This window comes from Acidobacterium sp. FHG110202_01 (assembly GCF_059115305.1).
The window spans coordinates 339,610-365,468 of sequence record NZ_JBZYWJ010000003.1 but is presented as its reverse complement, the minus strand read 5'-3'; the positions used below and the strand labels follow the sequence as shown (position 1 = coordinate 365,468).

Sequence of the window (25,859 nt, the reverse complement as noted above, 5' to 3'; positions counted from 1 at the left end):
AAGCGTCCGCAAAGTGCGCTATGATGACGGCATGAGGGCGTTGCGGAAAGAAAGGCTTTTTCGATCGGGAAAGAAGGCAAAAGTGATCGTGTTGCCAAGTCTGAGAAAAAAAGATGAGTCCGCAATTGCCCTGAAGACGATTGGCTGGACTTCGGTTGCAGTAGGAGTCGTTGCGCTGGGTCTCTATGTGGGCCGCGAGCTGCGCCTGCGCTATAAATTCAATCGCCGCACGCCTTACGATTTCTACTCGCATGCGGGCGACCAGATTCCATCGGCTGATTACGGAGTTGGCGTTTAGACCAGCGCCTCCCGCCTCTCGCGGTGATGCAGTCCCCAGTCTGCCATCTGCTGCAGAATCGGCTTCAAGGTCTCGCCATATTCACTGAGCTTGTACTCCGTGTAAACAACAGATGCCTCTGCCTGCACGGTCCTGAAAAGAATCCCCTCTGCTTCGAGCTGTCTGAGCTGCTCAGTGAGTACTTTGTGGCGGACTCCGGGCACTGCTCTTCGCAGCTCTCCGAAGCGCCGCGGTCCATCTTTCAGTTCACGGAGAATCAGCGGCTTCCACTTGCCTCCAATGACGTCGATCGTCGTTTTCACAGTGCATTCATCCAGTTGCATGGCTACGAGTGTACCGCTCCATCCTTACGCTCCGGCAGGCACAAATTTGTGCGTAATTGTTTGCCGTATCTATGAGTGATATAGCTAAAACGGCATGATTATTGAATACATTCGCTATACGGTAAAAGATGCTGCGCGCGGCGCGGAGCTGGTCGAGGCATACAAAAAAGCGAGCGCAAGCCTGGATGCTGCGCCGGAATGTCTTGCTTACGAACTGTCAGTGTGTGAGGAGGATTCTACGGCGTACACATTGCGCATTGAATGGACATCAGGCGAGGCACATATGCAGGGCTTTCGTAAAGGCCCGAACTTTCCGCCGTTCTTTGCTGTGATTGGGAGTTTTGTGAAAGAGATCGCCGAGATGCGGCATTATCAGGTGACTGGAGTGAGCCGCAGAAAATAAAGCCATATTTGGTGCCCCAGGTTCGCGAAAGCTAACCTGGGGTTGTTCATCCAGTTCTTTCCAAAAGCGATAATTGGAATACCCTGCGAACCTCCCACGTTAGCTAACGCGAACGTGGGGCACCCAAATATAGTTACTTGCCAGCGAGCTGGCGCAGGACGTACTGCAGGATACCGCCATTCTCGTAGTAAAGAATTTCCTGTGGCGTGTCGATGCGGACTTTGGTCTCGAATTCCTTGACCTTGCCATCCGGCGAGGTTGCCTTTACCTTCAACGTACGTCCGTTGGCAAACTTTGCGTCGAGCAGAGCCTTCAGTCCCGGGAAATCGAAAACTTCCTCGCCCGTCAGTCCGAGGCTCTCCACATTCTGTCCGTCCGCAAATTGCAGCGGCAGAATGCCCATGCCGACCAGGTTCGAGCGGTGAATGCGCTCGTAGCTTTCCGCAATCACAGCACGCACGCCGAGCAGGCGCGGACCTTTGGCTGCCCAGTCGCGCGATGAGCCTGAGCCGTATTCCTTTCCGGCGAGAATAACGAGCGGGGTCTTGCGCTCGGCGTACTTCACGCTCGCGTCGAAGATGCTCATTTGTTCGCCTTCCGGCAGCAGGCGCGTAACGCCCCCTTCGGTTCCCGGAGCGAGCTTGTTGCGCAGACGCACATTGGCAAAGGTTCCGCGCACCATGACTTCATGGTTGCCGCGGCGCGAGCCATAGGAATTGAAGTCTGCTGGTTTTACGCCGTGCTCGGTGAGGTACTTGCCTGCAGGACCGTTTAGCTTGATCGATCCGGCGGGCGAGATGTGGTCAGTAGTCACGCTGTCGCCCAGAACAGCGAGCACGCGCGCACCCTTGATGTCTTCGACCGCCGCAGGCTTAGCCGGCATTCCATCAAAGTATGGAGCTTTGCGGATGTAGGTCGAGTCCGCCTCCCACTGGTAGACGTCGCCGCTCGGGAATTTCAATCCCTGCCAGTTGCTGTCGCCATCGGCCACCGTTGCATACTCCTTGCGGAAGATGTCGGAGTCGATGGATGAGGCAACAATGTCGGAGACTTCCTTCTGCGTCGGCCAGATTTCCTTGAGATACACTGGCTGGCCATCCTTGCCCTTGCCCAGCGCTTCTTTCTCAAGATCAAGATCGATGCGTCCCGCAAGAGCATACGCCACAACCAGCGGCGGCGACATGAGATAGTTCGCGCGCACGTCGGAGTTGATGCGACCCTCAAAGTTGCGATTGCCGCTCAGCACCGAGACCGCAACCAGGCCGTGGTCTTCAATCGATTTCGAGATATCAGTCGGCAGCGGGCCGGAATTTCCAATACATGTAGTGCAGCCGTATCCGACAACGTTGAAGCGCAGCTTTTCAAGATACGGCAGCAGGCCGGACTTCTCGTAGTAATCGGTCACAACGCGCGAGCCGGGAGCAAGCGAGGTCTTGACCCACGGCGGAACAGCGAGTCCCTTTTCGACCGCCTTCTTCGCCAGGATTCCGGCAGCAACCATGACCGAGGGATTCGACGTGTTCGTGCAGCTGGTGATCGCAGCGATGACGATGGAGCCGTGGTCGAGATACTTGTCCACGTCCACGCCAAAGCGTTCCTTCACCGTCGATACAGGGCCGGACTCATGTACGCCCTGTGCTGCATCCGCAGTCTCAGCAGGATGGCCGCCTTCACCCTCCCAGCGGACGACCTGGCGCACGCCATTCTTGTCGGCATTCGGTCCGAGCAGATTCGGCAGTTGCTTCTTGAAACCAGCACCGGTTTCGCTCAGGCGCACGCGGTCCTGCGGTCGCTTGGGACCGGCAACGCTTGGCTCAACGGTTGCGAGATCGAGCGAGATGGTCTGCGAATATTCAGCTTCCGGCGAGTCGGCGCTATGGAAGAGTCCCTGCTCTTTGTAATAGGTCTCGACCAGCTTGATCTGCTCATCGCTGCGGCCCGTGAGCTTGAGGTAGCGCAGCGTCTCCGCATCGACAGGAAAGATGCCGCAGGTTGCGCCGTATTCGGGCGCCATGTTGCCGATGGTGGCGCGATCGGCGAGGGGCAATTCACCGATGCCCGATCCGTAGAACTCGACAAACTTGCCTACGACACCGAGCTTGCGCAGCATCTCGGTCACGGTCAGCACGAGATCAGTTGCGGTTGCGCCTTCGCGCAGCTTGCCGGTGAGCTTGAAGCCGACAACCTGCGGCACCAGCATCGAAACCGGCTGGCCCAGCATCGCGGCTTCAGCTTCGATGCCGCCGACGCCCCATCCAAGAACGCCGAGGCCGTTGATCATCGTGGTGTGCGAATCGGTGCCGACCAGCGTGTCAGGATAAGCGCGCGGCTTGTCGCCTTCTGTAGTGAAGACGACGCGGGCGAGGTATTCGAGATTCACCTGATGGCAGATGCCCATCCCCGGAGGCACAGCGGAGAAGTTATGAAAGGCCGACTGTCCCCACTTGAGGAAGGCATAGCGCTCTCGGTTGCGCTGGAACTCGAGCATCGCATTCAGCGAGTAGGAATTCTTCGTGCCGAACTCATCGACCTGCACGGAGTGGTCGATGACCAGCTCCGCTGGCTGCAGCGGATTGATCTTTTGCGGATCGCCGCCCAGCTGCTTCATGGCGTCGCGCATCGCCGCGAGATCGACGATGGCCGGGACGCCGGTGAAGTCCTGCATGAGAACGCGCGCAGGCATGTAGGCAATTTCGCGCGAAGGCTCGGCCTCCGGGTCCCATTTGGCGAGGAATTCGATATCGTCGGCGGTGACACTCTTGCCGTCCTCCTGCCGCAGCAGGTTTTCAAGCAGAATGCGCAGGCTGTAGGGCAGGCGCGATAGATTCACGCCTTTTTTTTCGAGTGCATCGAGGCGGAAAACTTCATAGGTACGATTGCCGGTTTGCAACTCAGACCGGCTGCCAAAGCTATTTCCAGACTGGCTCATTGGTTCCTTCCTTTTTATGGTGGGACGCAAATCTTCAGTCGCGCGGATGCTGCACACGCATGATCACCCCAGAACGCGAAACCGCGCATTCCGGGGACACCGATTGCGGCGCGCTCAATTCCACGCGAAATTTCTACACTCAAAGATTAATCAGGCGATGGTCTTTCGTCCACGGTCCGGGCGGCCGCGACGAAAACGCTTCAGGCGGGGCGGGGCGGGATAATTCATGATCCTGACAATATTTTAACGCGGCCCTTTCGAATCTCCTGCAACCACCGTGCGCGCGGGTGCGTCTTTCCTATAGATCACCTTAGCAAGCCTATCTCGCGGCTATGTATCGCCGAGAAGAAATTCCAGTGAGCACGTATTTTTTCAAAGGATTCATACGCGACCATGTGGCGCCGCTTATCTCTGTATACCTTTCTCGTGTTGTCTCTGGTGGCCCGCGCCGCTGAAACAAAGCCATTGCTGATCGGCTATTTTCCCCAGTGGGGCATTTATAACCAGCCGCAGTATTTCGTAAAAAATCTCATCACCAGCGGATCTGCGCCACTGCTCGATCAGCTGAATTACGCGCAGGGCCACATCAGTAATGCGCGATGCGCCGTCGCCGACCCTAATGCAGACCTGAACCTGACCTACACCGCTGCGAACAGTGTCGATGGCTCAGTGGATGACCCGGCATCGCCTCTGCGCGGCAGCTTCCATCAGCTGCAGGAACTCAAAAAGCTCTATCCGCAGATGAAGATTCTGATTTCGCTCGAAGGCAAGGCCTCTGCTTTTGCTGAAGCCGCAAAGCCGGAAAACCGCGCTGCATTCGTCGCATCGTGCATTGACATGTTCGTATACGGAAACTTTGCGCCCGGCATTCACGCTCCGGGAGTCTTTGCGGGCTTTGATATTGACTGGGAGTATCCGTCTGATGACGACGCGGAGAATTACACCGCATTGCTGCAGGAGTTCCGCAAGCAGCTCGAGGCCGCGCAGCCAGGGTTGAGGCTGACAGTGGCGGCAGGGCCGCATCCGCGCATGTACCACGGCGTGGACTTTGGGGCAGTCGCGAAGATAGTTGACCTGGTCGGCCTGATGAACTACGACTACATCGGACCGTGGCACAAGGAAACCGGCTTCCACGCGCCGCTCTACAGCGACCACGGCGGTAGCGCCGATGGCACCATTCGCGCTTATGAAGAAGCGGGCGTGCCTGCGGGCAAACTTTTGCTGGGCGTGCCCTTCTATGGCTATTCATGGAAATCAGTGAGTGCGGAGAATCATGGGCTTTACCAGCCGGGTGAGTCCGTGCATGAGGACTGGCCCTACAGCTATATCCAGACGATTGTCAGCGCGTCAACCGTGTATCGCGACCCCGCAGCACAGGCGCCGTGGCTCTATGACGGCAATACCTTCTGGACTTATGAAGACCCCGTTTCGGCGCGCTTCAAGGGCTCCTATGCAGGGAAGCACCAGCTTGGCGGCGTGATGGTGTGGGAGCTCGGCGAGGATGCGAGCGATGCGCAACTGCTGAAGGCAGTGAACAAAGGGCTGCGTGAGCCTGTCGAGCAGCAGGTGGCCGGAGTTCCGTCGGCGGGCAATAATTCTGGAAGGCAGTAATCAGCTGCGATTAAGCGCCCTGACCGAAGATCGCCTGCCAAATAAGAAAGCCATTCAACGCAAGAATAATGCTTATCGTGAGCCAGCCCAATAATCGGATCGGCGGGCGGTTTACGAATTCTCCCATCACATTGCTGTTGCTGGTGAGCAGCAGCAGCGGCACCAGCGCGAACGGCAGCGTGAAGCTTAATGCCACCTGCGAGAGGATGAGAATCTTCAGCGGATCAAGCCCTGTGGCAATGACAATGATTGCGGGAATGAGCGTCAGCAGCCGCCGCAGAAAGATGCTGAACTTCACTTCGAGAAAGCCTTCGATGATGACCTGCCCCGCCATGGTTCCTACCGTGGACGAAGAAAGCCCTGAGCATAACAGCGCAATGGCAAAGACCACAGCCGACGTCGGGCCGAGCAGCGGTCCCAGCGTGCGATGCGCCTCTTCAATCGACATGCCGTTCTGCCACTGACGCCCGGCAAAGGCCGCTGCCGATACGACGATCATTGCGGAATTGACCAGCCACGCAGCGTTCATTGCGGCAAAGACATCGATGGTCTCGAAGCGCAGATGCCGCAGGCGCGAAAGATAACGGCGGCGAGGCGTGTCCGCCGTTTCACTCTGCACGCGCGGTTGCACCAGCGCGGAATGCAGGTATACCACGTGCGGCATCACGGTCGCGCCCAGCATGCCGACAGCGATGTAGATGCTCCTGCTGTCGATGGTAGGGACAAGCGTATGGATTGCGATGGCCTTCCAGTCGGGATGAATGAAGAACATCTCGACGGCATAGCAGAGTCCAATGATGCAGACGAAGCCCATAATGGCGAGCTCCAGCCGGCGGAAGCCCCACAGTTCAAGCGCAAGAATGGCGAAGACGCAGATGGCTGAGAGAATCGCAGCGCCAAGCAGGATTTCTGTCTTGCTCCAGCCGAAACCGGTGAGCCACGGGCCGAACAGCAGATAGAAGCCAAGGGCTGCGCCCAGGAATTCTGCCATGTCGGTGGCGAGGGCGGATATCTCGGCGGCAATCCAAAGACCGATGGTCGTCGGGCGAGAGAAATGATCGCGGCAGTTCTGGGGCAGCGTTCTTCCTGTGGCAATGCCGAGCTTGGCGGCGAGGTATTGAATGAGAATCGCCATGGCATTGGACCACAGCAGCACCCAGAGCAGGCGATAGCCGAAGCGCGCTCCTCCATCGAAGTTGGTCGCAAAGTTGCCGGGGTCAATGTAGGCGATGCTGGCGACGAAGGCGGGTCCGAAGTAGTACCACAGCTCCGATGTGCGCATCCGCGGCAGCTTCTGCCGGACTGTTCCTGCCGTGGATTGGGTTGAAAAAAAGGCCATCGTTTACTTTCGTCTGAGTATAGGGTGATTCCGTCTTTAAGTAAACCATAGTTAACTTAATTTTATTAACAATTATTGATCCAACGGTCCAGACTTGGCGGCTCTCCGGCGGTGCTGTAGCCTTTGAAAAGAAAACAGGAGACCATCAGGCAGGCATGAAAGTCCTCGTTATCGGTTCGGGAGGCCGGGAGCACGCTCTTGCGTGGTCCATTCGCAAATCGCCCCGCGTGAGTGAAGTGGTGTGTGCGCCGGGCAATGGCGGCATCGCGCAGGTGGCGCGGCTCGTCCAGGCAAATCAGAAAGATATCAATGACCTGCTGCGCGTCGTTGCGGCAGAAGATCCTGATTTGACAGTGGTTGGCCCCGAGGCCCCACTGGCGCTCGGACTGGTGGACGAGCTGCAGCGCCGGAGCCTGCCTGTGTTCGGGCCGACGCGGGCCGCGGCCATGCTTGAAACGAGCAAGTCCTTCGCCAAGCGCTTCATGCAGCGCTATAAGATTCCCACGGCAAATTACGCCGTATGCGCCACGCAGGAAGAAGCTCTGGGCGCGCTAGGCCTTTTTCATCTGCCGGTCGTCATCAAGGCCGATGGCCTGGCTGCCGGCAAAGGTGTGCTCATCTGCCAGACAGAGAAAGAAGCGCAGGATGCGATTGCCGGGCTCTTCAGCGGGAAGCTTCTCGGTTCGGTCGAAACCAGCATTGTGATCGAAGAATTCCTTCAGGGCGAAGAGATATCGCTTCTTGTGCTGAGCGACGGCAAACATGTCACTCCACTGCTTCCTGCGCAGGACCACAAGCGCATCGGAGAAGGCGACACCGGCCCGAATACCGGCGGCATGGGCGTTTATTCGACGGACACCATGCTCGACCAGCAGATGCGCGACTGGATTCTGCACCACATTGTGCAGCCGACCATCGACGGCATGGCTGAAGAGGACACACCCTTTGCCGGGGTGCTTTACTGCGGGCTGATGATGACCGCGCGCGGCCCCATGGTGCTGGAATACAACGCGCGCTTCGGCGATCCGGAGACGCAGGCAATTCTGGTGCGCCTCGAAAGCGATCTGGTGGATGCTCTCGAAGCCAGTGCGAAAGGCCTTTTAAGCGAGACTGCGTTGCGCTGGCGTTCCGGCGCTTCAGCTTGCGTGGTAGCCGCTTCGAATGGGTACCCCGGCAGCTATACGACTGGCCAGAAAATCACCGGCCTCGATGAAGCAGCAACGATTCCCGGCGTTGAGGTATTTCATGCAGGAACGTCGCTGCTCGACGGCACATATCTGACAAATGGCGGCCGTGTGCTGGCAGTGACCGCTGCTGCTGATACGCTCGAAGATGCTCTCGGTCTCGCCTATGAGGGCATCGGCAAAATTCACTTCGACGGCATGTACTACCGTCGCGACATTGGCCACCGCGCGCTCAACCCAAAGGCATAAATCCAATGATCATCAAAGACGATCTGGTTCACGACATTGCCACGGGCACCGGCCCGATGCGCACGTACTTCTTCCACCCCGCGGCTGAGGGACGCTATCCGGGCGTGATTCTTTACTCGGAGATTTTTCAGCTGACCGGGCCGATCCGCCGCTTCGCGTCTTTCATCGCCGGTCATGGATATGTGGTCGCAGTGCCTGAGGTCTATCACGAACTGGAAGAGGCAGGCACAGTGCTCGCCTATGACCAGGCAGGCTCTGACAAAGGCAATGTCGACAAGTACGCGAAGGAGTTGTCTTCCTACGACGGCGATGCGCGCGCGCTGATCGGCTACCTGCCGACACTGCCGCAGTGCAACGGACGGCTGGGCGTTATCGGCATCTGCCTTGGCGGGCACCTTGCCTTCCGCGCGGCGATGAATCCTGAGATTTGCGCCGCTGCCTGCTTCTATGCGACGGACATCCATTCGGGATCGCTGGGCAAGGGCAAGAGCGACAATTCGCTGGCGCGCGCTGGCGAAATAAAAGGCGAGCTGCTGCACATCTGGGGCCGTCAGGACCCGCATGTTCCGCTCGAAGGCCGCATCAAGATCAAGGCGCGCCTCGATGAAGTGGGCGCAAATTACCAATGGGTGGAAGTGAACGGAGCGCACGCCTTTATGCGCGATGAGGGCTATCGGTACGATCCGGAGCTCGAATATCAATGCAAGGGACTGGTGCTGTCACTGCTGCACCGGAGGCTGGCTACAGTATGAGTCACATGGCTGTCACACTTGAAGACCTGTTGGCAGACTACGAGGCCACGGCTGCCCGCTGGAAAAATTTCTTCGATGCAAATCCCGAAGCCGCGCTCATCCCGACAGACATTGCTGGGGCGCAGAATGTCGGCGAACTCGTGCGGCATATCTATGCGGCCTCGTTCCGAACAGCACAGCGCCTGCTTGGCGAAGAGCTGAGTAATCTTGCATCGCTTTTTCCGGAGCACGGTATTTCTACGGGCTTTGTAATTTACGCCGAAGGAACGAAGAAGCTGAGGCAATTTCTGGATACGGCTACGGAAACCACACTCGAAGACAAGTTCCAGATTCAGCGGCCGGGCGAACAGAGGCCCGGAATCTCCGGGACAAAGCGGAAGCTCTTCCTGCACGTGTGGGTGCATGCGACCAGACACTGGGCGCAGATCGTTCCGGTTCTACGGGTAAATGGCTTCCGTCCAGATTGGGTGCACGATATTCTAGGCAGCGCAGTAATCCGGTAAGTAAGCGGTTCATTTTTTACGCGCAGGGAGAACATCATGCAGGCTGATCCTGTCTACATCTTCTACATCGGTGCAAAACCGGAACGCGTCTGGGAAGCGATCACCGGAGCCGAAGGTGTGCGCAAGATGTTTTTCGGCGCGCGTCTGGAAACGAGTTTCGAGCCCGGCAGCAGCTACCGCTATGTCGGGGATGACGGCAAAGGCGGCGAGACCGTGTACCTGGCAGGCACAATCCTGGAATGCGATCCACCGCGGATTCTGCGCACAACTTATAGCACGGGCGGTGAGGGCTTTGTATCAGAGCTGGTTTATGAGCTGGAACCGATTGCTTCCTGCACAAAACTGACGGTCAAGCATATCGGGCTGCACGATGACGACCCGACACGGCAGCACACAGTCGATGGAACATGGAAGCTGCTCTCGCGCCTGAAGTCGATGATCGAGACAGGCGAGCCGCTGAATCTGTGGGCTTAACTGTCCAGCTTCTTCGTCACCAGCTCATTCAAGAGTGCCGGGTTCGCCTGGCCCTTTGATAGCTTCATCACTTGGCCGACAAAGAAAGCCGCGACCGTCTTCTTGCCGCCGCGGTACTGCTCTACCTGCTTTGGATTAGCGGCGATCACTTCATCGATCAGCTTTTCAATCGCTCCCGGATCGGTGATCTGCTGCGGCTTCTCGCGTTCGTAGACTGCGGGGAAATCTTCGCCAGTTTCGAAGGCCGTGTCGAAGAGCTGCTTAAGCTGCTTGCTTGAGAGCTTGCCATCTTCGGCAAGATCGGCAGCAAGAGCGATGCCCTTCATCGTGATCGGCGATTGCTCAAGCTCGAGGCCCTTGGCTTTGAGGCGGCTGGTCAGCTCGCTCTGCACGAGGTTAGCGACGCGCTTCGGGCTTTTCGCGGCTTTTGCCGCGGCTTCGAACTGGTCAGCAAACTCGCGCGTTGCGGTCAGCGTTTGCGCGTCCTGCTCGCTGATTTCGTATTCGGCGATCATGCGCTTGCGGCGCGCTTCCGGCAGCTCCGGCATCAGCTTTGCGACTTCTTCCTTGAGGTGCGCGGTGAGCACGAGCGGCGGAAGGTCCGGCTCGGGAAAATAACGGTAGTCGTGCGCCTGCTCCTTCGAGCGCATGGAGTAGGTGCGGCCTTCGTTCGCGTTCCACAGGCGTGTTTCCTGTACCACGCGGCCGCCGCTTTCGATCACTTCCACCTGGCGCTCGATCTCGTATTCAAGCGCAGCTCGGATAAAGCGAAAGCTGTTGACGTTCTTCACTTCTGCCTTGGTGCCGAATTTTTCCTGCCCGCGCGGGCGCACGCTCACATTGGCATCGCAGCGCAGAGAGCCTTCTTCCATGTTGCAATCGCTCACGCCGGTGAAGAGCAGAATTTCCTTGAGGCGCGTGAGGTACTCATAGGCTTCGTCCGGTGTACGGATGTCGGGCTCGCTGACGATCTCAACCAGCGGAGTGCCGCAGCGGTTCAAATCGACGTAGGTGCGCGTGGCCGAATCGGGGAAGCCGTCGTGCAGGCTTTTGCCCGCGTCCTCTTCCATGTGCAGGCGCGTGATGCCGATGCGCTTCGTTCCCTGCGGCGTAGGCACGTCGATCCATCCATGCTCGGCGAGCGGCTTGTCGAACTGCGAGATCTGATATCCCTTGGGCAGGTCAGGATAGAAGTAGTTCTTGCGCGCAAAGATGGAGCGGTCGCGCACCTGGCAGTTGAGCGCCAGCGCGGCCAGCGCAGCAAATTCCACGGCCTTCTCATTCAGGACCGGCAGCGCTCCGGGCAGCCCGAGACACACAGGGCAGACGTTGGTATTGGGAGGCGCGCCGAACTTGTTCGAGCAGCTGCAGAAGGCCTTGGTTGCCGTCAGCAACTGGACGTGGACTTCAAGTCCGATGACCGGTTCGTACTTCGCCAGGACATCCGGCGACACGCTCGCAGTAGTAGCCATAGATAGCTTGATTTTAGCAGCCGAGTGACTGGCACTAACTGGGTGGGTCCAGAAAGGAAATTGACCTGATTCCCGAATTTTTTGTCAGCAAGATACCCGGACCCTTGATAGGAACGGTTACACCGTTCTCGCCAACCCACTCTGCTTGTGTCAGATAGACAGAGCAGTCCTCGGCTGAATCAGAATAGTAGCTGAGAATACCCAATACACTTCTTCCATCATCCAACTCTACTTGCAGAATCTGCGGGTTCTTGGCTTCGTCCTGAAAAATGTCATTCCAGATGGATCGACGAGATGTGCGTTCCGTCAACTTCAGCAGCCGGAAAACACGTACACCATCCAGATTGATATAGGCAGCAATCGATAGCGCAAATGCAAAAGTTATTCCTACGAGCCATGCAAGTCTGGAGGTCTGCCACACAATTGTCGGAGTGTCAGCTCCTTTGACTGCCGGGGAGAGCGTGAATGGAAGAGATCCGTGGTTACAGAAGAGATATGCTGAATAAATGAGGAAGCTAAAGAGTAAAGCTTCTGTGATTTTATCCAAGTCTGTCTGGGCTGCTCGCAAAGCCAGCAGTTGCACAATATAAGCGGCTGAGAATCCTGGCAGAAGAATTAGAAAAATTTGAAGAGCTACAAGCGTCGTGGGCATTCGCTTGGCCTGAAAAGGGGTCTTATTTACTTGCCGTTTTCGGTGGAGGCGGAATTCTTACTGGAGGCGGAAGCGGCACCTTGGCGGGAGGCGTTGGTTTCGTACCTCTGTCAGAAGAGCTTTTTGTTGGCCGTCCATCACGAACGTAAGGCACATTGAAATTCTACCATTGACGATGAGCCTGGTACATCCCCATCAGAAGATCACCTTCAGCCGCAGGTTGAGCGCCGCCGTCTCTTCAATCTTGTTTCGAATGGAAGGATGGCGCAGCCACTGCACGTCGGGTGAGAGCTCGATGCTGTTACTCAGCTTCAGCCTGTAGAAGAATTCCGTCAGCTCTTCAAGGCGCTGGCCGGGACGGCTGGGGCGTGTCCAGGTGGTGGCGGCGCCGAACATGTCAGCTTTTACGCGGCCAAAGGGAGCGACGTTGGCGACGCCGATTGTTTCTACCTGCTTGGTCGTCGACCCCGACGCGGCATTGATGCCCCAGCGGCCGAAGGGCAGCCAGCCGTCGCCGAATTCCCAGTCGGCGCCGATCCCGACGCCGGTGCCGCGGCCCAGCTCTTTCGTATCGTTGTGCCAGACGGCGGCGCGGATGTCACGCCCCTGCTCCGTCTGCAGGTGCGACTTCCAGCCCACTTCCCACGATTCGTAGTAGTGGCCGTCGAGGAGCGTCTGCGTGCCTGTCCATGGCTTGGCTTCCGCATCCACAATCAGCGCGTGCGTGTAAAAGCCGTTCGGCGGGCCAATCTCAATCGCGGCGCCGGGCGCATAGCTGCCGAGACGCGGTTCAGATGGATTGCCGTCGAAAGGACCGCCGAGAAACTGCGACGACTCATCGTTATTCACCGGGCTCAGTCCGATGTGCTGGTTGGGGTGCAGCTTGCCGATATAGAGCGCGACTTTCTGGTCATCCCAGGTCTGCTTGAAATAAAGCAGGTTGATGGTGACAGGACGCTGCGCGCCGCCGCCCTGCAGCGAATTCAGTCCGAGGATCGATCCGAGGCTGTCGCTCAGGTTCCACTGCTGGCTCTGGCCGATGTTCGTGCCCGAGCGCAGGAGCATGGTGATGGAGCTCGAGTCCTTGTCATTCGTATGAAAAGTCCACGTGCCCTGGAAGTCGAGGCGCGTGCTGAACTGGCTGTGGCGCGTGTCCGGCGTGACCACCGCATACTGGCCCAGAAAAGTGTAGGAAGCTGTGAGCGCAAGATTCGTGGCATTCTTCAGCCGCAGGTTGGCCGCATCCACCGGGCTTAATATGGGGCAGAGCAGATCAGTCTGCAGAAGGGAATACGTGGATGCTCCGGCCTTGTTGTCCTGGCAGGAGTGAGTCTGCGCGAATAGCAACGTGGGACAGATAAGAACAGACAGCCAGCCATAGAAGCGCACACGAGCTCCTCTCCACTGCTGTACCTGCCATCATAGACGGATTCAGTGCTTCGTGAGCTGTACGGTAACCGCATGCGAGGGTTTATCGCTGCATAGATTTTTTCAGGTTGTCGATCAAGTGGTCGGCAACTTTCTGCTGTCCGCCGTGCTTTAGTTCAAGGGTGCTCCAGCTGCGGTCACCTGAAGTTCCGGACCAGAGCACTTGCCGCTCGCCAGGATCGACTAACTGGACTGTGGCCTGGGTAGTGGTCTGCGCGCCGATGTTGATGCCCTTCATGATGGCATCGGCTTCGCTGCGATTCAGGACCACGGTGACATTGCCGCGGAACTTCTTCGAGATGGCTGAAGCCAGATACTGATCGAGATTGTCCGGCATCTTCTCGATGTAGATCCTGCGAGCATTCGACAGCAAAATGCTGGCCCGGGCAAAGCACAGGCTGCAGCACACAATGAGGGCGAAACAGGCAGAAAAGCGGCGTAGCATAGCGCCGCCATGTTAACAAAACTGCGCAAAAGCACTGTTACGAACCCGCTGCTAAACTGAATATTGCATGATCCTCCCGTTTGTCCGCGAACTGTTGGCGGATCTGGAGCATTCCTCATCTTTTGAACAGGCACGAAGGCATCTCGCCCTCGCCCGTGGGCGCCGTCGTGTTTCTGGGCTGACCGCAACCGCCCGCGCTCTTTACCTGCCGCTCTTTGCGCGTGCGGCAAATGTTCCGGTTGTCATCGTAGTTGCGGACAACAAGGGCGCTGATTCTTTGCAGATCGCCCTGCGCGCCGGAGGCGAACTGACTGGCGTCATTGCCCCCGAACGCATTCTGAAACTACCCGCGCACGATGTGCTGCCCTTTGAAAATCTTTCGCCGCATCCTGAGATTCAGGAGCAGCGAGCGGCAACACTATGGAAGATAGCCACCGGAGCGGCATCGATCGTGATTGTTCCGGTCGAAGCCGCGGCGATGAAGTTTTTCCCTGCTGACTATTATTCCGGCCTGGCGCAGACGCTTCGGCGCGGCGAAGAGATCGATCTCGATACGCTGATCGCGCACCTTTCAAGCGTGGGCTATAGCACGGCGGATATTGTCGAGATGCCGGGCCAGTTCTCGCGGCGAGGCGGCATCCTCGACGTGTATTCGCCGGAAGCTGATCGACCGGTGCGCGTCGAATTTTTTGGCGATGAGATTGATTCGATCCGCAAGTTCGATCCCGAGTCGCAGCGCTCGTCGACTCCGCTCGATGAGGCAGTGCTGCTGCCCCTCACCGAGACGCCCATCACCGAGCGCCTGCTGGCCGCGGTTCATGCTCGCCTGAGCGGCGCGCGTGTGGAAGCCGCGGATGATCCGGAGCTTGTAGCAGAGGCCGTAGCTGCCGGCGGCGTGAGCATCTTTCCCGGCTGGGAATTTTTCTCAACCGTTGCCGGAGCGGACAAGACGCTGCTCGATCTGTTTTCCCGATGCGCGCTCTTTGTGGAAGAGCCGGCGATGATCCGCAACCAGATTGACCGCTGGTGGAACAAGGTCGAGCAGCGGCATGAGCGCTCCGGCATCGGCTCGCTTATTCAGCCCCACGATATCTACATGCGGCCTGAGATATTGCAGGCGACGCTGGCTTCACACCAGGGGCTTGACATTGATCAGCTGGGCGCAGTGGATGTGCTCGAAGACGATGAGACGCTGGGCGAGATCGAGTTCTCATCGCGTCCCACTTTGCGCTTTCACGGCTCGATTCCTGCATTCATTGAGCAGGTGCGCACGCTCATGGAGCAGGAGACGCGCATGCTGCTGGCAGCTCCCAACCAGGGCGAAGTGGAGCGGCTCGCAAATCTGCTGCGCGAATACGAAATTCCTTACCGGCTCGGCAGCCGGCTTCATCATGCGGGCAGTGAGACAGTCTATGACGAGTCGAGCTATCTTGCCGGTGACCTGCGCACGCCGATTCTGGTGCGCACTCAGATCGCAAACGGCGTAAGCCTTCCCTCAGCGAATCTCGTCGTCTTCGGTGCGAATGATTTTTCTGACGAGGCTGATATTGCAGCGCGGCCCGCTCCCAAGAAATCGAAGACCGCTGCCTTCGTCTCTGACTTCCGCGACCTCGCCGTCGGCGATTATGTTGTCCACGTGGAACACGGCATTGCGCAGTACATGGGCCTCAAGGAGATTGCTCAGGACGGCGTCAACATTGAGTTCATGATTCTGGAATTTGCTGAGCAGGCGCGGCTGTATGTTCCGCTGACGCGGCTCGATCTCATCCAGAAATACCGCTCAAGTGAAGCAGGCACTGCTCCAGTGCTTAACCGGCTCGGCTCGCAGCAGTGGGCCAAGACCAAGGCGCGCGTGAAGAAGGCCATGCAGGACATGGCCGACGATCTGCTGAAGCTTTACGCGCAGCGCAAGGCGGCACAGGGCCACGCATTCACGCCGGACAATGAATTCCAGCGCGAGTTTGAAGACGCCTTCGACTACAACGAGACTGACGATCAACTGTCTGCCATCGCCGACATCAAGAGCGACATGGAATCGACCATGCCGATGGACCGCCTGCTCTGCGGCGATGTCGGTTACGGCAAGACGGAAGTGGCCATGCGCGCGGCTTTCAAGGCGGTGCAGGATGGCAAGCAGGTCGCGGTGCTTACGCCTACGACGGTCCTGAGCTTCCAGCACTTCGAGACATTCAAGAAGCGCTTCAAGCAGTTCCCCATCACCGTTGAGATGATTTCGCGCTTCCGCACGCCGAAGGAGCAGAAGCAGATCATCGAGCAGGTGGAACTGGGGCGGGTCGATATTTTGATTGGCACGCATCGCCTGCTTTCCAAAGACCTCAAGTTCCACGAGCTTGGACTGCTCATCGTTGATGAAGAGCAGCGCTTCGGCGTGCGGCACAAAGAGCGTCTGAAGCAGATGCGGCAGTCGATCGATGTGCTGGCCATGTCGGCCACGCCGATTCCGCGCACGCTGCATATGTCGCTTGTCGGCCTACGTGATATGAGCGTGATTGAAACACCGCCCAAAGACCGTATGGCAATTCAGACGGTCGTTGCAAAATTCGATGAGAAGCTCATTCGCTCAGCGATCGAGGTGGAGCTCGAGCGCGGCGGGCAGATTTATTTCGTCCACAATCGCGTCGAGACGATCTACGAAATTGCCGCCAAGATTCAGGAGCTCGCGCCTACGGCGCGCATCACCGTCGGACACGGGCAGATGAGCGAAGGCGAACTCGAAAAAGTGATGCTTTCGTTCATGCACCATGAGCACGATGTTCTGGTGGCGACGACGATCATTGAAAACGGTCTCGACATCCCGCTCGCGAACACTATCATCATCAACCGCGCCGACCGGCATGGATTATCGGAGCTGTATCAGCTGCGCGGGCGCGTGGGCCGCTCAAACCGGCGAGCGTATTCGTATCTGCTGATCCCGCCGGAGCAGGAGCTGAGCGATGTTGCGCGCCGTCGCCTTGCGGCATTGAAGGAATTTTCCGACCTTGGAGCCGGATTCAAGATCGCAGCGCTCGACCTTGAACTGCGCGGCGCCGGCAATATGCTGGGTGGTGAACAGAGCGGGCACATCGAAGCCGTCGGCTTTGAGCTGTATACCAGCATGCTCGAAGAGGCGGTAGCAAAGCTCAAGGGCGAGGAGCGCGTCGAGGTTCCAGTCACGCAGCTCAACCTCGGCATCAGCCTGCGCATTGACGAGAGCTACATCACGGAAGAAAACCAGCGCCTGCGCATTTATAAGCGCATCGCCGGCGCGCAGACTGAAGGCGCGGTGGCCGATGTGCAGTCAGAGCTCGAAGACCGCTACGGCCCGCTGCCTGAGGGTGTGAAGCTGCTGCTGGAAGCTGCACTGCTGCGCGCCGAGAGCGAACGCATCGGCATCGCGCAGATAGACAGAAAGCGCGACCAGCTGCATATCCGCTTCTCTGAGCATGCCGGTGTCGATCCGGGGCGCCTGATGAAACTGGTTGCGAAAAACGCGAAGCGCGGCGCACAATTCACGCCACAGGGCATTCTTCGTTATCCGCTTACTCAGACAAAGCCGGACGAGGTCTTGATGGAGATCCGACTGCTGCTGGATGAGCTGATGCTGGAGTCTGCGGCTGCGAAATAGAACAGAAAGAGGCCTTTCTTGAAAGCCAGATTGATTCTGCTTGCTCTTGTTTTTGGAGGCATGATGACGGAAGCACACGCGCTGGATGCAAATGATAACTTCCGTAAGCTTGCCGATCAGTATTTCGACCAGGTGACCTTCGCCTACGGTCCAACCTTTGGCACTGCGGTCGGACTCCACCAGTATGATGCGAAACTCGACGATTACAGTCGCGCAGCTGTCGATGCGGAGATCATTGCGCTGCATGATTTCGAGAAAAAGTTTGAGGAGCTTCCTGCATTTCAGCTGGACCAGTCCACGCAGGCCGACCGCGAGATGGTGCTGAACAACATCCGCAGCAGCCTGTTGACACTGCAGGTCATCAAGCCATGGGAAAAGAACCCTGATATCTACTCAAGCGGTATCACAGGCAGCGCCTTTGTTCTAATGGAGCGTAAATTTGCTCCTGCGAATGAACGGCTGCGCTCGCTTGTGGAACGCGAGAAACAGATGCCTGCTGTCTTCAAGGCAGCGCGCGAAAATCTCAAGAATCCTCCGCACATCTATACCGAGATCGCTCTTGAACAGCTTCCGGGGCTCATCAGCTTTTTTGAAACCGATGTGCCGTCCGCTTTCAAGGATGCGACTGACGCCAAAACAATCGCCGAATTCAAGAAGACTAATGCGCAGGTCATTGCCGAGCTTCGCAGCTATGAATCCTGGTTGAAGCAGGATGTTCTGCCGCGCTCGAACGGCGACTTCCGCCTCGGCGCAGAAACCTTCTCAAAGAAACTCGAATACGATGAGATGGTCGACACGTCGCTCCCCAAGTTGCTTGAGATTGCGTATGCAGACATGCACAGGAACCAGGCTGAGTTTGCGCGTGTAGCGAAGGAAGTCGATGCGTCGAAAACTCCGCAGGAGATTCTGGCGGAGCTGGCAACGGTTCATCCAGCTCCTGACCAGCTACTGCAATCCTTCCGCAACACTTTCGACAGCCTGATCTCGTTCATCAATACGAAGCACATCATCACGATTCCTTCGGATGTGCGGCCAACGCTCGAAGAGACGCCGCCCTTCATGCGCGCGACCACGCAGGCATCGATGGATCCGCCGGGGCCGTTTGAGATGCACTCCACTACGGCGTATTTCAACGTCACTCTGCCGGAGAAGGGCTGGACGCCGGAGCATATCGCCGAGCACATGGCTGCATTCAACGATGGCACAGTCATCAGCACGTCGGTGCATGAGGCCTATCCCGGACACTACGTGCAGTTTCTATGGACGAATCACACACCGCTCAGCAAGGTGCGCAAGCTGATCGGAGCCAACACCAATATTGAAGGCTGGGCGCATTACTGCGAGCAGATGATGCTCGATGAAGGCTACGGCCAGCCGGGAACCGGAGCAAAAGACGCGCGCGAGGCCAGGCTGATTCGCCTGGGCCAGCTGCAGGACGCGCTTCTGCGCGATGCTCGCTTTATTGTCGGCATCAAGATGCACACCGGCGAAATGACTTTCGATCAGGCTGTCGATTTTTTTGTGAAAGAAGGCTACCAGTCGCATTCTGTCGGAACAGTAGAGACCAAGCGCGGCACATCCGATCCGACATATCTTTATTACACGCTCGGCAAGCTCGAAATCATGAAGCTGCGCGCCGATCTTCAAAAGAAGGAAGGAACGAGCTTCTCACTCGAGAGATTTCATGATGACTTCATGCGTCAGGGAGGAGCGCCCATTAAGATTGTCAGACAGGTTTTGTTGGGAGATAACTCACCAACACTCTGAAGTGGAATTGCATCCTATACACAAAAGAGACGCGAGTCGTCTCCTGAGTTTCTCCTGCGGTACAATCCTTTGTTCCCTGGATTCGCAATCATTCTTCAGTTGAAGGACATCAAATGAGCAAGAAAGTGCGTAAAGCAGTCTTCCCCGCCGCGGGGCTAGGCACTCGTTTTTTGCCAGCGACAAAATCCGTTCCTAAAGAGATGCTGGCGCTGATCGACAAGCCCATCATCCAGTATGGAGTGGAAGAAGCGCTCGCCTCCGGCATTGAGCAGATCATCATCGTCACAGGCCGCGGCAAGGGCTCGATTGAAGACCACTTCGACGTGAGCTTCGAGCTCGAAGCGACACTCGAACGCCGGGGCAAGAAAGAGCTCCTGGCTCTTACGCGCAATGTCTCGAATATGGTTGAGCTCTCCTACGTTCGCCAGAAGGAAGCGCGCGGTCTCGGCCATGCTGTGCTGATGGCGCGCGATCTGGTGGGCGATGAGCCGTTCGCCGTCATCCTTCCAGACGATGTCATCGACGCATCCACGCCGTGCCTGAAGCAGATGAGCGATGTATATGACCAGCTGCAGGGCTCAGTGCTGGCGACGCAGATTGTTGAAGGGCCGGCGATCTCAGCCTATGGCGTGCTCGACGGAAAGGCCGTCTCGGGCAATCCGCGCGTGATGGATGTGAAGGGCATGGTGGAAAAGCCCAAGCCTGCCGAGGCTCCCTCGAAGAACGCGATCATCGGCCGTTATATTCTCACGCCAAAGATTTTTGAGCTGCTCGAAAAAACTCCTCTCGGGGCCGGCGGCGAGCTGCAGCTCACCGATGGCATCAAGGCGCTGCTGGAGACGGAAAAAGTCTACGGCTATACCTTCGAAGGAATTCGTCACGATGCCGGTGACAAATTCGGCATGCTCAAGGCGACCGTGGATTTCGCACTCAAGCGCGAAGACCTCGGACCGCAGTTCCGTGAGTATCTGAAATCGCTGTCGCTCTAAACCAATCCGGTACAAATAACAAAAGCCCTCGCAATGCGAGGGCTTTATTGTTGCCTTGAATTTTTTCGCTTACTCAGCCGCTGCTTCCACTACTACAAAGCGGCCCATGTTGCCGCGGTCGACGAACTTCACGGTGCCGTCGATCTTGGCAAAGAGCGTGTCATCGCTGCCGCGGCCAACGTTGCGGCCCGGCTTCAGGCGCGTGCCGCGCTGGCGCACGATGATCGATCCGCCGGTCACAAACTGGCCACCGAAGGCCTTTACGCCAAGCCGCTGCGCATTAGAGTCGCGACCGTTATTAGAGCTTCCACCGCCTTTTTTATGTGCCATTTCCTAATCCTCGCGCCGGATCTTTCCGGCATTCCATCTGTTCTATTGCACGGCTAAAAGCCGTGCTCCTCAAATCTCGCTCAGGCTATAAGACGCGAAGCGCGCCCGCCTGGACGGCTAGTCTTCCACCTGGATTTCGTTGATTTTCACCTGGGTGAAGGCCTGACGGTGTCCCTGCAGCTTCTTGTACTGCTTCTTCCGCTTGTAGTGGAAGACCAGGATCTTGTCGCCGCGGCCCTCGCCAAGCACGGTCCCCAGCACCTTGGCTGACGCGGGCCTGGCTACCGAGCCATTGTCGCCGGAGACGGCCAGAACATCGCTGAACTCAACCGCGCCGTTCTCGTCTGCGGCAACCTTCTCAATCTTCACCACGTCGCCCGGAGCGACACGATACTGCTTTCCACCAGTGCGGATGACCGCGTACATAATTCCTCCAGCGCCCAGTCGCGGGCGCGCAAACTTATTCAAAACTGGGCAGATACATGCTTGCCTGGGGGCGGTTGCGGTGAGCAGAGCGCGCTCAAACGGCAACGGGCAGGATCGCCAACCTAGACTAGTGTACTGGGAATTGGCGTTCAGGTCAATTCTGAGAAGGGTATAGGGGCATAATGGAGGCAGGCGATCAGACCATGTGCCGGAACATCAAAACCCTCTTCAACTTCGACCCGCCGGTGACCGACGAGGAGATTCGTGCCGCCTCACTTCAGTTCGTGAGAAAGATCAGCGGCTTCAACAAGCCCTCGAAGGCGAACGAACCGGCCTTTCTGCTGGCGATCGATGAGGTAGCCGCCGCTGCCGCCAGGCTTCTCCACTCGCTCGAAACGACCGCGCCGCCAAAGAGCCGCGAAGAAGAAGCCGCCAAAGCAAAGGCCCGCTCCGCGGAACGGTTTCCGGAGCGCTTTCACGCCTGAGCGAACCAGCGCACGCGCCAGCTCCTTTCCGCCGACTGGAAGAGATACACGCCAAGAATAGCGACCAGTGGCTCAAGCGGATGGCGGAAGCGCGCATGCACCGTCACCAAGTAATAGACCAGCGGCAGCAGCAGAAACACCCAGGCAAAAAGAACCGCGCCAGGGACACGCCGCTTCAGGGCCAGTGCCAAACCCAGCAGGCCGACGATGCTCGTGAACTGGAAGTTGAGCATGCGGCCGTATTCGTTGATAAAGCTTTCATCTGCGCCATGCGGCACACTGAACCAGAAATAATAGACGCGCTTCAGGCACAGCGCGAGAAAATGCTTCGGGTTTTTGCGGATGACGGCCTTCGCCAGATCGCCGCGCATCTTTGCGTAGGCAAACTCGCCCATCTGCGTATAGAGGCGAAGCTGCACCGGATCCTGCGCGGGATGGTCATATTCCATCAGCAGTCCAATCGCTCCCGGGCCGTTGCCGAGATAGAGCTCCGCGCCGAAATTCGTGCGCATGGGCACGAAGTGATGAAAGGCACGCCAGTTTCTATACGCCCACGGCATGATGCATGCGAGGAAGACAATGGCAGAGAGCAGCACACCATAAAACTGCCAAGATACTGTGCGGCTTTTCTCCGTGTTCTCTGTGCTCAGAGCCAGCCCTGAGCGCAGCCGAAGGGTGGTGAAAGATTTAGAGAGCGCCCCCCACAATATCCAGAGCCCACATAAGGGTAGAAACACCAGCAGTGATGGATTGCTGAGAGCAATCAGCCCCCAGAGCAGCCCAAAGAGAGCCCAGCGGCTTGGATTCGCAGCCTGCGCCGCATCTTCAGGCGCGCCGCCGATGTCCCGCATCCTGAGCGCCATGACCAGCACCCAGGAAAATAGGAAAGTGGTCAGCGACATCTCCCAAATCCACTTGACGGCATACTGCATGGCCGCCGGATAGAGCGCCCAGATCCATGCCGACCACTTTGCGACGTTCGCATTGAAGCAGCGTGCGGCGATCTCCCATGTGGTGCGCACGACGAGAGCGTTGAAGACACAGTTGATCGCGATCAATACCCAGGCCGCGAACGGAGCATAGACGCCGAAGAGCTTGAACGCCCCCGCAATCATCAGGGGATACGCGGGCGTGACCCAGGCAGTTGGCCCGGAATGACCGCGAAAGGGATCGGCATAGCCGTATCCGGTCACAAGGGCGCGGGCAATGCGGCCCATCTCCCACCCGAAGCTGAAGTGGTCATCATAGGGACGCATGTGCCAGGTGCGGGCCACCAGGACATAGGCCAGCCTTACAGCGAGCGCCACCCAGAAGATGGTCCAGGGGGCGGTGAATGGGTTCTTTCTTTCCGAAGTCACGTAGAAGAAATTGTAATTGGCGTAAATTATGTCCTTGACCCTGACGTAACGTCATCCTCGACCATCGTTTCCGGAGGCAGCAGATGAGCGAAGGCATCGCTCCAATGCGGATTCAGGAGTTTGCGCGCCGCACCCATGTCACGGTGCGCACGCTCCATCACTATGACCGCCTGGGGTTGCTGCGGCCTGCTGGGCGCACGCAATCCGGCTATCGCATGTACGGCGAGCGCGAGCTGGTGCGTCTGCAGCAGATCACAATGCTCAAGTTCATTGGCTGTTCTCTGAAAGAAATCAAGGCCATTCTCAGCAGTTCAACGTCCGAGCTGGGCGCGATTCTTTCGCTGCAGCGGGAGGCGCTTGAGAGAAAGCGGAAGGTCATCGACCGCGCTCTCAAGGCAGTCGATCGCGCGCAGAAGCTCTTCACTCAGTCGGGAAAGGCTGACTGGGAGGCCTTGCAGACCATCATCGAGGTGACCCAAATGGAACAGAACAAGCAATGGATGAAGCAGTACTTCACGCCCGAGCAACTGGCCGTGATCGAGTCGCGCAAGACTCCGGAGCTTATCCAGCAAGGGAAGCAAGGCTGGGCAAAGCTGATTCCGGAGGTGGAAGAGGCCGCGGCAAAGGGTGTCAACCCGGCAAGCGACGAAGCCGGCAAACTTGCCCAGCGCTGGAATGAGTTGATCGCGCTCTTTACCGGAGGCGACCCCGGCGTGCAGGAGAGCCTGAACTGCCTCTACGCCGACAAGACGAACTGGCCGCAATCCTTCAAGCGCCCGGTCAGCGAGGCCGCAGGTCAGTTCATTCATGCCGCTATCAAGGCGCATGAAATGAGCTGCGTGTCGTAACCTTTTACCGGCTGTCATTCTGACCGGAGCTGGCCGACTATGCTCCGCTCAGGATGACAGACCAAGCAAGAATTCTCTCGAAAGGATCAAGCCCCTCTCTTTAGGGTGTCTGGAGGGGTATTTCTCTTTTCCCGCATCGAAGCAGTACTCAACAGGACTCTCCCGGGGACAGCGAAGAATTTGACTGGGAGAAGCCGACTTGCGGGTAGTAATCCGGCCCCGTGAGTGGGTTAGCGCCAATTGAGAATCGAAATGAATTGGTAGCGAGAAGCTCCACAGCACTGCTTCGCACGTGGGTGGTTCGCCTCTCACGCCCTGATTCCAACCCACGCCGCTAGCCCACAAGCAGTTCGTTTGCCTTCGACGCAAGAAGCTGCGAGCGTGCAGTAATGAAATCTTTGTACGTCATCTCAAGTCCATTTTTCGGAATCAGCGCGGAGTCCAGGATGGAATCTTTGCTAGCAGGGGGAATCATTTTTAGATATTCAGCCGGAGCTTTGTCTTGAATGCTGCGATTGTCAGTCTGAGACAAGAAGGCGAAGTTTGCCAGCACAAATTGCTGAGATCTATCGGTAATATTTTCTTTCATTAGTAGAAAGTTTTTAGGGAAGATATGATGGAATTCAGTTCTGTTGCACGTGATGAGAACATTTTCTAGGTCGACATCGGCAGATGAAATAAAAGATTTCGGTTTTGCTTGCGCCAACAAAAGCACGAACACCTTAGTGTTTACGGATGTAAGCAGAAATGTATTGTCAGTAAAGTAGTTGGGTTCAACTTTAAAGCTGCGCTTGTCGAAATCAGCGGTATTGCCTGCGAGTAATTGCTGAACCGCCGCGATATCTTGCGATAGCGCAGTATCCACGCTGTTCGAATATCGCCGCGAGAAGCAACTATGCCAAAACCAATGTCGAAGAGCTCGCCTTTGGTTAGCGTCAGGATGAAAACCTGCCTCTTTATCTGTTGCGAAACATCTTGCAAGCGGTATGATCATCGACTTATAGGGCAACACTTTGAGGGAGGCAACGCCGCAATCTCGACGCAGAAAATCAATTGCGCCGAGGACACCAGTTCGAAGAACGGTGAAGGAATCACGGACCTCGGACCCCTTAAGGTCAATAATTGCGTGTGCAGAAGCATCATTCCGCACGACTGCTGCACAACACTTCAGTAACAAATCAGGATCTTCCCGAAGGTCGTTGTAGCCGACTTCGTCGAGTTCGATTGACAGTTCGTCAAACTTGGTTCTTAGATCAAAATCCCCGCTCCATGTCCAAGCCGAGAGGAGTTGATACGTATCCAGTGGAACACCACCACGATTGATCCGCTCAAAAATGATTGCGATCTTGGAGTGTTCTTCCGTTTCGACTGTCTCGACAGGAATCAAAGCCTCTTTGAACAAAGCCTGCAATTGATCCACTCGTTTCAATTGCGCTTCATCGGTAATGGTCCTCATAAGTTTTCCGAATTCTGCAACATCGAAAAGCACGCGCAAAGGAACGTGTTGCTTCCTTACCTCGGTAGATTCGAGAGCGACAAACTGGGAGTCTTGAGCGTTGGGGGATGCTTCAAGATCAAAATAGATGTCAGTCCAGCTAACTTTTGTGTTTGGATTCTGCTTCAGATCGGTTTGAAACGTAGAGAAGATCGATGTTAGACGCTGCTGTCCGTCTAGTACATAATCAATCGGATATTCTTTTTTGGGGTCAGGTAAGGTGAATGGACCAAGGTCACGGTCATAAGAGAGTTTCTCCTTCGTCCTCCAGAAAAGGACGGTCCCAATTGGATAGCCTTTAAAAATGCTATCCATGAGGAACTGAACGCGATCCGGCTCCCAGACAAATTCTCGTTGAAAAGCTGGGATGCGAATCTCTCCATCGGCAATCCGTTGAAGCAATTGCCTGATTGTTACCGTCGTGACCGCCATTATGTTATTCCTCTGGGACCGTAATCTAACCAGAATCTTACA

At 57.0% G+C, this 25,859-nt stretch carries 23 protein-coding genes; 12 read left to right on the top strand and 11 right to left on the bottom strand.

Annotation, left to right across the window (positions count from 1 at the left end):
- The first annotated feature begins 82 nt into the window (after positions 1–82).
- Positions 83–298 (top strand): hypothetical protein, encoded by a 216-nt coding sequence (locus AC5S16_RS07850; RefSeq protein ID WP_493929489.1) that lies wholly within the window; start codon positions 83–85, stop codon positions 296–298.
- On the opposite strand, the gene AC5S16_RS07845 is transcribed toward AC5S16_RS07850, so the two are convergent.
- Positions 295–600 (bottom strand): winged helix-turn-helix transcriptional regulator, encoded by a 306-nt coding sequence (locus AC5S16_RS07845; RefSeq protein WP_493929488.1) that lies wholly within the window; start codon positions 598–600, stop codon positions 295–297. The two genes, AC5S16_RS07850 and AC5S16_RS07845, sit on opposite strands and share 4 nt — an antisense overlap.
- Before the next feature lie 115 nt (positions 601–715).
- Between AC5S16_RS07845 and AC5S16_RS07840 the strand changes: the two genes are divergently transcribed.
- Positions 716–1,024: a putative quinol monooxygenase gene (locus tag AC5S16_RS07840; protein ID WP_493929487.1), complete on the top strand. Its 309-nt coding sequence runs from the start codon at positions 716–718 to the stop codon at positions 1,022–1,024.
- 133 nt (positions 1,025–1,157) lie between these two features.
- Here the strand turns inward: AC5S16_RS07840 and acnA are convergent, their stop codons facing one another.
- Positions 1,158–3,953: an aconitate hydratase AcnA gene (gene acnA / locus AC5S16_RS07835; protein WP_493929486.1), complete on the bottom strand. Its 2,796-nt coding sequence runs from the start codon at positions 3,951–3,953 to the stop codon at positions 1,158–1,160.
- 393 nt (positions 3,954–4,346) lie between these two features.
- On the opposite strand from acnA, the gene AC5S16_RS07830 reads away from it, so the two are divergent.
- Positions 4,347–5,564, top strand: coding sequence for a glycoside hydrolase family 18 protein (locus AC5S16_RS07830; RefSeq protein ID WP_493929485.1), 1,218 nt, complete (start codon positions 4,347–4,349; stop codon positions 5,562–5,564).
- 10 nt (positions 5,565–5,574) lie between these two features.
- Here AC5S16_RS07830 and AC5S16_RS07825 read toward each other — a convergent pair whose 3' ends face one another.
- Positions 5,575–6,903 carry an Nramp family divalent metal transporter gene (locus tag AC5S16_RS07825; protein ID WP_493929484.1) on the bottom strand — a complete coding sequence of 443 codons (1,329 nt, stop codon included), beginning with the start codon at positions 6,901–6,903 and terminating at the stop codon, positions 5,575–5,577.
- Positions 6,904–7,058: 155 nt separating this feature from the next.
- Between AC5S16_RS07825 and purD the strand changes: the two genes are divergently transcribed.
- The 4 genes from purD to AC5S16_RS07805 are packed head-to-tail and all read left to right on the top strand — an operon-like array spanning position 7,059 to position 10,065.
- Positions 7,059–8,336: a phosphoribosylamine--glycine ligase gene (gene purD, locus AC5S16_RS07820; RefSeq protein WP_493929483.1), complete on the top strand. Its 1,278-nt coding sequence runs from the start codon at positions 7,059–7,061 to the stop codon at positions 8,334–8,336.
- Between the two features lie 5 nt (positions 8,337–8,341).
- Positions 8,342–9,088, top strand: coding sequence for a dienelactone hydrolase family protein (locus AC5S16_RS07815; RefSeq protein WP_493929482.1), 747 nt, complete (start codon positions 8,342–8,344; stop codon positions 9,086–9,088).
- Positions 9,089–9,093: 5 nt separating this feature from the next.
- A complete protein-coding gene (locus AC5S16_RS07810; protein ID WP_493929481.1) occupies positions 9,094–9,591 on the top strand; it encodes a DinB family protein in 498 nt (165 codons plus the stop codon).
- A gap of 36 nt (positions 9,592–9,627) precedes the next feature.
- Positions 9,628–10,065 carry an SRPBCC domain-containing protein gene (locus AC5S16_RS07805; protein ID WP_493929480.1) on the top strand — a complete coding sequence of 146 codons (438 nt, stop codon included), beginning with the start codon at positions 9,628–9,630 and terminating at the stop codon, positions 10,063–10,065.
- Here the strand turns inward: AC5S16_RS07805 and gatB are convergent.
- From gatB to AC5S16_RS07785, 4 genes are all read right to left on the bottom strand, one after another.
- Positions 10,062–11,537, bottom strand: a complete 1,476-nt coding sequence (gene gatB, locus AC5S16_RS07800) for an Asp-tRNA(Asn)/Glu-tRNA(Gln) amidotransferase subunit GatB (RefSeq protein WP_493929479.1) — start codon at positions 11,535–11,537, stop codon at positions 10,062–10,064. The genes AC5S16_RS07805 and gatB overlap by 4 nt on opposite strands.
- A 34-nt stretch (positions 11,538–11,571) precedes the next feature.
- Positions 11,572–12,189, bottom strand: coding sequence for a DUF6338 family protein (locus AC5S16_RS07795; protein ID WP_493929478.1), 618 nt, complete (start codon positions 12,187–12,189; stop codon positions 11,572–11,574).
- 195 nt (positions 12,190–12,384) lie between these two features.
- Complete coding sequence (locus tag AC5S16_RS07790) at positions 12,385–13,578, bottom strand: carbohydrate porin (protein ID WP_493929477.1); 1,194 nt, start codon at positions 13,576–13,578, stop codon at positions 12,385–12,387.
- Positions 13,579–13,660: 82 nt separating this feature from the next.
- Positions 13,661–14,062, bottom strand: coding sequence for a hypothetical protein (locus AC5S16_RS07785; protein WP_493929476.1), 402 nt, complete (start codon positions 14,060–14,062; stop codon positions 13,661–13,663).
- A gap of 67 nt (positions 14,063–14,129) precedes the next feature.
- Between AC5S16_RS07785 and mfd the strand changes: the two genes are divergently transcribed.
- The 3 genes from mfd to galU all read left to right on the top strand — a co-directional run bounded on the left by mfd (position 14,130) and on the right by galU (position 20,443).
- Complete coding sequence (gene mfd / locus AC5S16_RS07780) at positions 14,130–17,687, top strand: transcription-repair coupling factor (protein WP_493929475.1); 3,558 nt, start codon at positions 14,130–14,132, stop codon at positions 17,685–17,687.
- Between the two features lie 18 nt (positions 17,688–17,705).
- Positions 17,706–19,454: a DUF885 domain-containing protein gene (locus tag AC5S16_RS07775; RefSeq protein ID WP_493929474.1), complete on the top strand. Its 1,749-nt coding sequence runs from the start codon at positions 17,706–17,708 to the stop codon at positions 19,452–19,454.
- A gap of 113 nt (positions 19,455–19,567) precedes the next feature.
- Entirely contained in the window at positions 19,568–20,443 is an 876-nt protein-coding gene (gene galU / locus AC5S16_RS07770; RefSeq protein ID WP_493929473.1) for a UTP--glucose-1-phosphate uridylyltransferase GalU, read from the top strand.
- A gap of 69 nt (positions 20,444–20,512) precedes the next feature.
- Here the strand turns inward: galU and rpmA are convergent, their stop codons facing one another.
- On the bottom strand, positions 20,513–20,773 hold the full coding sequence (gene rpmA / locus AC5S16_RS07765) for a 50S ribosomal protein L27 (protein WP_493929472.1): 261 nt from the start codon (positions 20,771–20,773) through the stop codon (positions 20,513–20,515).
- 117 nt (positions 20,774–20,890) lie between these two features.
- Positions 20,891–21,199 carry a 50S ribosomal protein L21 gene (rplU, locus tag AC5S16_RS07760; RefSeq protein ID WP_493929471.1) on the bottom strand — a complete coding sequence of 103 codons (309 nt, stop codon included), beginning with the start codon at positions 21,197–21,199 and terminating at the stop codon, positions 20,891–20,893.
- A gap of 203 nt (positions 21,200–21,402) precedes the next feature.
- On the opposite strand from rplU, the gene AC5S16_RS07755 reads away from it, so the two are divergent.
- On the top strand, positions 21,403–21,684 hold the full coding sequence (locus AC5S16_RS07755; protein WP_493929470.1) for a DUF2277 domain-containing protein: 282 nt from the start codon (positions 21,403–21,405) through the stop codon (positions 21,682–21,684).
- Here AC5S16_RS07755 and AC5S16_RS07750 read toward each other — a convergent pair.
- Entirely contained in the window at positions 21,675–23,042 is a 1,368-nt protein-coding gene (locus AC5S16_RS07750; RefSeq protein ID WP_493929469.1) for a glycosyltransferase family protein, read from the bottom strand. The two genes, AC5S16_RS07755 and AC5S16_RS07750, sit on opposite strands and share 10 nt — an antisense overlap.
- 83 nt (positions 23,043–23,125) lie before the next feature.
- On the opposite strand from AC5S16_RS07750, the gene AC5S16_RS07745 reads away from it, so the two are divergent.
- Entirely contained in the window at positions 23,126–23,890 is a 765-nt protein-coding gene (locus AC5S16_RS07745; protein WP_493929468.1) for a MerR family transcriptional regulator, read from the top strand.
- Between the two features lie 334 nt (positions 23,891–24,224).
- Here the strand turns inward: AC5S16_RS07745 and AC5S16_RS07740 are convergent, their stop codons facing one another.
- A complete protein-coding gene (locus AC5S16_RS07740; RefSeq protein WP_493929467.1) occupies positions 24,225–25,817 on the bottom strand; it encodes a GmrSD restriction endonuclease domain-containing protein in 1,593 nt (530 codons plus the stop codon).
- Between the last annotated feature and the right edge of the window lie 42 nt (positions 25,818–25,859).